This window comes from Nonlabens sp., assembly GCF_051251825.1.
Lineage (GTDB): Bacteria > Bacteroidota > Bacteroidia > Flavobacteriales > Flavobacteriaceae > Nonlabens.
In genome coordinates this window covers 1-10011 of the sequence record NZ_JBPOGG010000025.1, presented here as the reverse complement: position 1 = coordinate 10011, position 10011 = coordinate 1, and the positions used below count along the sequence as shown (strand labels likewise).

6 protein-coding genes are annotated in these 10011 nt (G+C 36.2%); 3 read left to right on the top strand and 3 right to left on the bottom strand.

Going from position 1 to position 10011, the window contains the following annotated elements; all coding sequences use genetic code 11:
* The coding region (locus ACSHWW_RS14030; RefSeq protein ID WP_435683099.1) for a site-specific integrase at nt 1-441 on the top strand (441 nt) is incomplete at its 5' end.
* Nucleotides 442-894: 453 nt separating this feature from the next.
* On the opposite strand, the gene ACSHWW_RS14025 is transcribed toward ACSHWW_RS14030, so the two are convergent.
* Together ACSHWW_RS14025 and ACSHWW_RS14020 are read right to left on the bottom strand one after the other, a co-directional pair.
* On the bottom strand, nt 895-2505 hold the full coding sequence (locus ACSHWW_RS14025) for a PepSY-associated TM helix domain-containing protein (protein WP_435683098.1): 1611 nt from the start codon (nt 2503-2505) through the stop codon (nt 895-897).
* A gap of 310 nt (nt 2506-2815) precedes the next feature.
* Nucleotides 2816-4912 carry a TonB-dependent receptor gene (locus ACSHWW_RS14020; RefSeq protein ID WP_435683097.1) on the bottom strand — a complete coding sequence of 699 codons (2097 nt, stop codon included), beginning with the start codon at nt 4910-4912 and terminating at the stop codon, nt 2816-2818.
* Nucleotides 4913-5047: 135 nt separating this feature from the next.
* Between ACSHWW_RS14020 and ACSHWW_RS14015 the strand changes: the two genes are divergently transcribed.
* Together ACSHWW_RS14015 and ACSHWW_RS14010 are read left to right on the top strand one after the other, a co-directional pair.
* Nucleotides 5048-7132 (top strand): TonB-dependent receptor, encoded by a 2085-nt coding sequence (locus tag ACSHWW_RS14015; protein ID WP_435683096.1) that lies wholly within the window; start codon nt 5048-5050, stop codon nt 7130-7132.
* 345 nt (nt 7133-7477) lie between these two features.
* The gene (locus ACSHWW_RS14010; protein ID WP_435683095.1) at nt 7478-8473 is read left to right on the top strand and encodes a hypothetical protein; all 996 of its coding nucleotides are present in this window, start codon (nt 7478-7480) and stop codon (nt 8471-8473) included.
* 303 nt (nt 8474-8776) lie between these two features.
* Here ACSHWW_RS14010 and ACSHWW_RS14005 read toward each other — a convergent pair.
* Nucleotides 8777-10011: PIN domain-containing protein (locus ACSHWW_RS14005; RefSeq protein ID WP_435683094.1), on the bottom strand; the 1235-nt coding region annotated here is incomplete at its 5' end.

Here is a 10011-nt window from a genome sequence, read left to right as displayed (position 1 = left end):
GTGTTGTCGCTGGAGTGGTCACAAGTGAATCTAGAATTGCGCCATGCTTGGGTAAAAGCAACGCACTCAAAGAATCGCCGACCGATAGCAGTTCCCCTAAATGACACAGCAATGAAAGTATTGCAGCGTCAAGTAGATAAACATGAAACCCATGTGTTTACTTACTTAGGAAAACCGCTTAAAGCAGCAAATACGCGCGCATGGGGTAATGCATTAAAACGTGCTGGCATTACAGATTTCCGCTGGCATGATTTAAGACATACTTGGGCAACGTGGCAACGGCAAGCAGGTACACCAACGCATGAGTTACAACGCTTAGGTGGCTGGAGAACAGGGGCAATGGTGGAAAGATATGCACACCTAGCACCTGATCACTTGGCAATTGCTGCTAAACGACTTGATTCTGTGTTAATTGGTTACGATTCGGCTACGGTAAGCTAGATATGAAAAAAGCCCACATCGCTGTGAGCCTTATTCTATTTGGTGGCCCGAACTGGAATTGAACCAGTGACACGCGGATTTTCAATTGTAGAAACAGCTATTTTATTAAGTGTTAAGGCCCGCCCACACCCGCTGAGACTCGCCAGAGCGTGACAATTCTGTCACGTTAATCTATTTTGTATTAACTGAAGATGGTTTTTTGATTGCTACTAACCAACCAATTAATGTGAGCGCTGCTGCCCACATTACAAATGCTGGGTATAGCTCAAGCAAGATTAATATAATACCTGGCAGTAAGCATATAAGCCATGCCAAACTCTGATAGCGGTTTTTAACTATCAGCTTTCGCTTATACGTTCGTCTTCGTTTTGGATCAGTTTTACACAAATAAATTAAGCTAAGAAGACTTACTAATAAAGCAATTAATGTAATGAGTTCAATATACATGTTAAATCAATGCTGGTTTGCAAGCAGTGCGTCTGAGTCGCTAAAAAACCTGTTTGGGGTGTTAGGTAAAATACCCAATGATGATAAAGCCATTAAACAACCCAATGATATAAAGGCAATATCTAACCAAAGTACGATAGCATTGATTGCCCCTGGCTCTTGAAGCCAGTATTGACCAGAAAACTGCATTCTAAATAAAGGCATCAGAATCAAACTCACACCTAGCAGCCCTTGTAACGCCTTAGATAAGTGTATGTTAGAGCGGATCAAAAAAGCTAGAGTGATCGATAGACCTCCGCCAATTAGAAACCCATTTACTGTAAAGTCATTTACATTAGTTGTTTGATGGTTGGCAAAAGAAAAAAGAAATCCAAAGCTAGAGCCGGCCATTGCAATTGGAAGCCCATAACCGACTGTAGGAATTGCAAGCGATAATTTCTTCCAGCTATTGCTACCCTCTCGTCGCTTAAACCATAATTGCAAACCAGTTAATGTCACATAGCAAGTTGCAAGACCTAATGATAGCCAGATAATGCGGGATAAAATTCCAGAGAAAGTACCAAAATGTAATGCACCAATTAAATTAATTAAGCTGCTGCTAATTGAGCTAACTTTACCTATAGCAGGCTTCTCACCAATGTATTCCCCACTAACCCCTTTAAACTGATGATTTTCTCCAAATAGCTTGCCTTCTGCGGGTTCGTGCGTAGCCAAGACATCCGCATCAGCACGGCCCCAGTTTCTTACTACGATTACGCTAGGATTACTGCCCCCTAAACTTGAGCTGCTAGATTGATTGATGATAGTGTCAACCCCAACAAATGGTTGCGGAGATGCGTCCACAATTGCTGGTTCACCAATTATTGTTTCAATCGCTTTTTGTTGATCACCACCAAAGGCAGTCATTGCAATTACAGGTAAGCCTAGTGTCAGGGCAAAGCTAAAGAAGGCACCTGTAAAAGCTAGAATTATCGAGAATGGTATGCTCCAAGTTCCAGCCAAGTTATGTCTATCACGCGCATTTAACAATGGGTTAGAGCGTCTAGGTGACAAAAACATATCTAAAATAATATGCCGATGCAAAATAACACCCGAAACAGCAGATGCTAACAGCACAAGTCCAAGAATACCTGTTAGATATAAACCTATTGGGTCTGGAGCGTGAAGGGTAATATGTAGATCAACAAAAAATTGCTCTAATAAGCTGCTTGTTATTGGAGGCATACTTTCCTGAAAACCTTCATGCTTGCTAACCACTTTGAGCTGTTTAGGTTCTAATACAAAGCGTACACCTTTGTCACGTAACTGACCTTGCTCATTTTGAGCGTGCTGATGAAAGAATACAATAAGATGATCAGCAGCGTTCTTTTGAATGACTACTTCCTCAAGATATTCATCAAGAACCTGCGAAGATAACTCCGCTAAGCGTTTGTCTAAACCTTGGCTTATTCCATTGTTAGAAGTATTACCACTAATTGACCAAACACCAATTTCGTGTGCAAATACTACGATTGACCCTGTCAACACAACTGCATAAAGTGCAAGGCCTAGTATAATGCCTGACCAACCATGCACATCTAGTAATCGGCGTGTTATATCTTTTGTAACTTTTATCATTATTAAAGTAAACCTAATATTGATGTAATAACAGGAAGTGCATTCAATAAGAACAAAAACGTCATTACAAGAGTAGCTCTTTTAATGTTCTTTTCCAACAATGCATAGAAAAAAACACCTGCCCAGATTAATGGAAACAATATTAAAGGTAGGACAAGATGGTTAATCCCTGCAATGCCGATGGGAAACCACAAAGACATTGCTGCCATTACAAAAATTGAAATGATAATAGCAAATGGACCCGCGAGCCAAAATCTAGTGTTTAACATTTTTTTTTAGCATTCTGTCAGCTTTACTGTATTCTCTGAATTTAGAATTTAATATCACCTATTATGCCAACTTTGCGTGGGTTTGTTAATAGACCTAATGACTGTCCTTCAACAATTAATGCACTCCGAGTTTGCTCGACGTCATCAAACACATTGTTGGCATATAATTTTATATTCAGTGCTTTATACTGGTACGCCGCAGATAGATTGATTGTTGTTAGCGCATCAACTTCGAATGTGTTTGTTACATCATCAAAAAACTTGTCGCGATGTGATGCTTCTATACCGAAACGTGCATTGCCTATATTATGATAAGCACCAGCTGAAATAGTGAAGCGCGGGGCATTTGCAAACTCATTGCCAGAAAAATCAGAGCTTCCACCACTTAGTATGTATTCATCAAATTTTGTTTTTGAATACCCGGCATTAAAGAATAATTCCGTAGCATTTGTAATATAAAGAGTAGTCTCAAATTCGCCACCATAAACTGTAGACTTACCAGCATTAAACGTGCCACTTCTAATTTGTGCGCTACCTGAAGTTTGCATGTCTTCCCAATCGATATAAAAGAGGTTTGCATTTACAGATAAACGCTTGTTTAAAAACTTACCTTTGTAACTAAGCTCGTAGTTATCAGTAAATTCAGGATCGTATTCCGTAGAACCTCCCCCTCCAAAAATATCTAAATCCACACCTCCAGCTCTATAACCTTCAGAGTAAGTAAAGCCTATTCTTTGGTTTGGGGTAACAGCATAGTTTACCGCTAATTTAGGTAAAAATACGTCTTGGTCTTTATTGCCAGTTAAGGTTAAATCTTGGAATACAAAGCCACCAGCTCCGGGAAGTGTAATTAAACCATCTGTAAGTAAATCGAATTTTAATTTTTCGTAACGAAAGCCAGCCGTTAACGTAAGTTTTTCTGTTGCCTTATAATCCATTTCACCAAAGATAGCTTTTGTTTCAATTTTGGTAGGGTTGAAAAATACAATATCCAGATCCTGGGGGCCAAAAGGTGTAGCTAAGCCCACAAGCCCAATGCCGTCTCGTGTATTTATTTCTTCATTATCAGAATAGTAAAAGCCCATTGTTCCATCGATGAGGTCTGACTTGTAATTAGCTCGAAATTCTTGAATAGTCTCCTCTTGATCAATTCCTGCACGCCAAAGTTGGTCATCAGTAGGTACAGTTACAGCATAATTACTTAATAAATCTTCGGACTTAAAGTCATTATAGGTAGTTATTGATTGTAAGCTCCAAGAGTCATTGATATCCCAAACCATATCTAAGGTAAATAAGTCTTGATCAGTATCCATACCTCCTTTAAATGGTTGCCTCGAAATGAATTTTTTTTCTGATACGTCATAAGCTTGAATGTCATTATTGGAGTCACTAGTAAAGTTTGTATAACTAAATAAAGCTCTTACAGGTAAGTCAATAGGCTCATAAAGTAACTTTAGGCGTGCAGTAGTTGACCTGTCTTTTGCAAAGTCATCTTCGTTTCGCAGTTTGTTATTTAGGAAGCCATCAGTAGATTGACGGTCGTATACGATTCTATAAGCTAAATCATCTGTAATTTTATCTGAGTGTGCAGCAGCAGTTTGATAAGTATTAAATTCTGCATAGCCTGCACGAATATGAGTTTCTCTTTCGAAAGTTGGGTCTTTAGTTTTAATGATAACAGCACCAGCTAGTGAATTTTTACCTTGATTGGTTGATTGTGGCCCGCGTAATATTTCAACTCTCTCTAAATCAAATAAGCTACGTATTCCGCGAGCATTTTGCGCACGTGTTGTATTTGCCCCGTCGATAATAATTAAACTTAAACCTTCCTGTCCAGCGCCGCCAACACCATCTGTACTTATGCCGCGTATTGAAAAGTCAAAGCTTTGAATACCTGCTCCTGTAGAGGTCACGTTAGCTGCTCTACGAAATACATCTTGAATTGACTGATCAGCAGTACGTTCAAGCTGTTTTTCTGTTTGCACATTAACAGAAGTATTTGTTTCAAAAATATCTTTGACGATATTTTCACCAATCACTTCAACAACGTCTAGCTCAATTAGTTTTTCTTCAGCTTTTGCATGATGTACGCTAAATATAATAAAAATTGCGCTTAATACCACTCCCTTATTTTTCATTCTTAACTTTCAAGTAACTTTAGTTTGTGTTTTAATTAAGTTTGTGTTTTTATTAATATAAATGATAATTATTATCATTAAGATTAATATAATAATATATTTTAGGAAATATTCAAAATGCCTTTGGAAATAAATATGCTTAAACCATTACCTTTAATACTCGGAGTTTTATTTAGCACCAATGTCTTTTCAGACGAAGTTGAAGCTTTACCTGAACCAGAAACGATTATTGAACTTGAAGAGGTTTCTGTTGTAGGTACAAAGCGTGCTCAAAAATATCAGGAAGTAGTCCAAAGTGTAGTAGTTTTAGAAGAAAAAGATTTTATTGGACTCGAACGTGTTTCTGACGCGCTTAAATTTATCCCAAACATAACATATGAAACAGGTAGCTTTTTACCAACAATTAGAGGCTTAAATGGAAATGGCATTGCTACGGGAGGGGGGGGAGCAGTTTCTGGTGCAAGACCACGTATGAGCTTTTACGTAGACGGCGTAGCACGCAGTTATAGTGCTATACCAGACGGTGATAGTAGTTTTTGGGATGTAGAACAAGTAGAAGTTTATCGGGGTTCACAATCTACTCAATTAGGCAGAAATGCACTAGCAGGCGCAATTGTACAGACAACTAAAGATCCAAAATTTAAAGATGAGTATGCAGCTCAAGTTGGTATTAGAGATCAAGAAACTACATATAATACCGCATTTATGGCTAATAAAAAAATAAGTGATCAAGTCGCAATACGTTTAACTGGAGAGGCTATAAGAGGTAATGGTTTTATGGATTTTTCTGGTTTTCAAGGAACAGGAATTTCGTCATCAAATGAGGGCGATTTAGATGATATTAGCTTCACAAGATTCAGATTTAAAGCGTTAGTTGCTCCTACAGAAGTACCAGACTTGAAAGTGAAACTTACATTAGACCGCGAAAGATCAGGAAGAACCTTTACTGAGAATCAAGTCAACTTCCAACGAGACAGAAGAGTAGTAAGCCCTGGAAACTATAGCTATGTCCGAAACTTTAATTCAGTAGCATCATTATCTGCAAACTATTTTCTGACTGATGAGTGGGAGCTAGATGGAATTTTATCTTATCAAAGTGTAAATAGTAATTTTGGGCCTCCAATTGTTGGAAGCCCAGACCCAAGCCAGTATTTAGATTTCAATTTCAAAATATATGAAACAACATTTGAAACTAAAATAAACTATTTTTCTGAAGATACAAGAACAAGTGCGGTAGCAGGTCTTTTTTACTTAACTCGGTCAAGAACAGATTTAGGTGCACCGGGATCAGCTTTTGTATTAGAGGCGGAAGACAAATCAAAAACAAGGTCATTATTTGCAGATGCTGCGTTTCAAATATCGCCTAAATGGGATTTACTACTCGGTGGCAGGTTAGAAAGAGACCAACAGAAGCGTAGCTTTTCTGGGTTTGGAGGCTTTTTAACATTAGACGTTGATGAGGAAAATAACGTGTTTTTACCGAAAATTGGTGCAACTTATCATGTAACTCCAGAAGCTAACATTAGCCTACTCGCTTACAAAGGTTACACTGCAAGCGGGGGAGGTGTTAGTTTCACTACATTTACACCATATTTATTCGATAAAGAATCTGCAATCACAACCGAACTTAGTACGCGAACACAATGGTTAAATAAAAAATTAACTGCTAATGCAAATATTTTTTATACAAGCCTTAAAGATACGCAAGTAAGTGGAATAGGTCCTGGTGGTCCTGCCGATTTGATTTTTTTGAACGTTGACGAAGCTAAAACTTATGGAGCGGAATTAGAATTAAGTTATCAGCCCAATAAAGCATCCCGTGCATTTTTCTCTCTAGGTTTGTTAAAGACTGAGATTGAAAATTTTGGTACTGCAGTGAATGATGTCAATAATGGGAATGAATTCGAACTATCGCCTGACGTTACGGCAAGAGTTGGAGGCTATACAGAAGTTTATCCTAATTTAACTATTGGTGGTGACGTGGCCTTCACTGCTGAACGTTTTTCAGACTATCAAAATGTAGATCAAAATAAGGTAGATAATTATATGGTAACAAATATTAATACAAGGTATGTATTTGAAAATCTCACTTTTACAGCTTTTGCGAATAATTTATTTAATAAAAATGCAATCTTATCTGATTCAAGAGGAACAGGCGGTGTTATTCTTAATGTAAATGCACCTAGAACAGTTGGCGTTAACGTAAGAATAGATTTATGAGTAAGAAGTTAATAATTATTACGGTAAAAGAGAATACATTTAATAATACCTGAGAAGTAGATAATCTTTTAATAATAGCCTTACAGAAATGTGAGGCTTTTTGAGTTGGTGGCCCGAACTGGAATCGAACCAGTGACACGCGGATTTTCAACTGTAAAAATCGCTATTTTATTAAGTGTTAAGGCCCGCCATCACTCGTTAAGACTCGTCAGAGCGTGACAATTCTGTCACGTTTTTTCGAGTGCATTTCTCACTTTAGATGTTTCAATTAGCTAAATATTGTATTCTTTAACTTCTCATCAACATAACAACAACGAGTTGGTAATAAATACATCTCATATAAAAATGATAATAAGTCCTGATTTCATAACGTGGTTAATTACTGGTAGCACAATAGATGATAAAACTATTCTCAAGCTAGCAAAACTTCAAGGTTTCGAAATTTCTGAATCTCTTAGAAAGAACCTTAGTAATTGCTTTCATCAGAAGCATAATCCAAGTCAAAAAACAGTTAGTAATATTAAATACTTTTTTAAAGAACTCATCACAATTGATAGTTTTCAAAACGAAATTGATCAACTAGATATTTCATTACCAATAAAAATTTCAACTACAGAAGAAACCCTATCTTACCTAGAGTCTAGTTATGCTTTGTTTTTTGAAGCCGCGAAGTTGGAAAACGGTTTTTTAAATATTGAAGTAAAAAATATATTTAGGTTTCTGCTTTATTTTTCAGAGCAAGAGGCTAAAGGTGTTGCTCCATTTGAGCTTGAATCTATCTTATTGAAGGATGAGCTATTTCAGAATTTCGATCCAAAAAATGATCGTTATATTAAACATAGCGTTAAAGGAGTTATTCGTGGACAATTCAGTTTGAACTTGCTTTTATATTTGTGCGCATGTATGGAATTGGAGTTGGACAAAGAATGGAAGGATCATTCCATTTTCCAATCAATTTTCGATAAATTAATACCTGATATTAAGAATATGAAATCTCCATTTTATTATTTAGTTTCACTTATTAAAGATTTCGCAGCTATTAATGGAAATAAACTTAGCAATGAAAAAATTTCTGAAATATTAGATATTGAGCCAAAATCTTTCACCAGATATATTCAAGGTACTAGAAAAGTTCATGTAAAGCATATGAGAGTAATAATTCACTCAGTGAGACTTGCCTATTTCTATATTATATTTTGGCGGAATCTTTTAGAAATAATATCCAAAGATAACGAACTATTATTTATAGACTGTCTAAATAAATATCAAAAATATCGCGATATTGCATTGAAAAATTATGAAAAATTTGAAGTAACATTAAATAAGAACGAAGCACAATAATGAGATTACCCTGCTCCGTTTCTTTATTGGTTAGTTAATTACAAAATCATTTTTTTGGAGGGTTGTTGTCTCTACCACCACCAGAAGGTTCACCAGTTTTGCTTGGCCAATTTGGAGAGGTGCAGTTAGCTAAAGTTTTCATGAATATATTTCCTTAATTATTAAATAAACTTTGCAGCAAAGTTGCTACAGAAATCAGTATCTCAAAAGAAAAAAGAAAAGATAAGGTCCGTTTTGGAAAAGTTACAAAATGGAAACGATGAAATCGTCTATGATAATCTAGGAAGTCCAAACATAAGCTTTTTAACGCGGTTTACTATCAAATTCAATTAGATCAAAATTATGCTTTTCTTTCATTTCGTTAACTAACTCTTCAAAATAGTAAGCTTTTAAGTACTTTTTGTTTATTGGGTCTACAAGGTCAGAAAAGTGACACTCATTAACATTGCATTTGAATTTTGATATAGCTTCCTTTTTTCCATGAAAATTAGCGGCTGTGACTTTTGCAATTATGACAAATTCTTTATCTAAGTACGGATCAAGAATGATTGTGCATTTATACTCCCAAACCTGTTCATGCCTAAAGTCTTCACATTCCGCTGTAAAATTATTTGATATATCAGAATCTTCAACTTTGAATTCGTGCCTGTTAATTTTTTCATCTCGTTCAAACCTGTGATTGAATATTGGAGGTTCATATAATAGAGGGTTTTCGACTACTGGCGCACTGGGATAAAATGCACTAAATATCGGTTTACGATTAAATTTTCCACCCACAATATCGACCTCAACCTTTGCGTGTTCGGCTCTGATTTTTCCCAAGTTTTTTATTGATATAGAAAAGGGAATTTGGTTGAAATGTTGTTCAATTTTACTATGATAATTCTTAATGTAATCTGGTAAAGTTTTATTCTTGTACTTTAAGTAACGGTCATCAAGTGTTGAGTCATAAAGCATCTGAAAGTAAACATTTTTCTGTTGGGTTGGCTTTGGGTTGCTGATAAGTATTGAATTTATTAACTCTTCTTTTTCTTCTTCACTTAGCTTTTTTACTTTATAGAGTTCAGTGTTTTCATGTTTGGTTTGAATGATAATTTCAAACTCTGGCTCTGTTTTTTTAAAGTCTGCAATTTCTCTTTTCAACCTTTCATTTTCTCTTTGATTTGGGCTATTATCAGTTGCAGGAAGCCAGCTGTCTGGAACATGTTTTGTTTTAATATTATTGCGTTTTGCGATTAGAATTGGATTGATATCCTGACTCACAACAATTTTTTTACTGTGCTGAAGATTCTTTGTATTTAGTATTTCAGCAATGATTTTTTGATCGTTATCATAGCGATCTAGTTCTACGTATTTTTCCCAATCAATAGGATTGCATGTTGCAATGCCTATTTCTACATTAGGTTCTTCGGATATGATAGATATTGTTTCGACATCTGAAGTGGCAAAAGCTGAAATTAAACGATTAAACTCTCTTGCCCGTTGTCCCAAGCGACCATCTTTCTTTTTAGAATCAACTTCCTGTATGACTGTGGGAG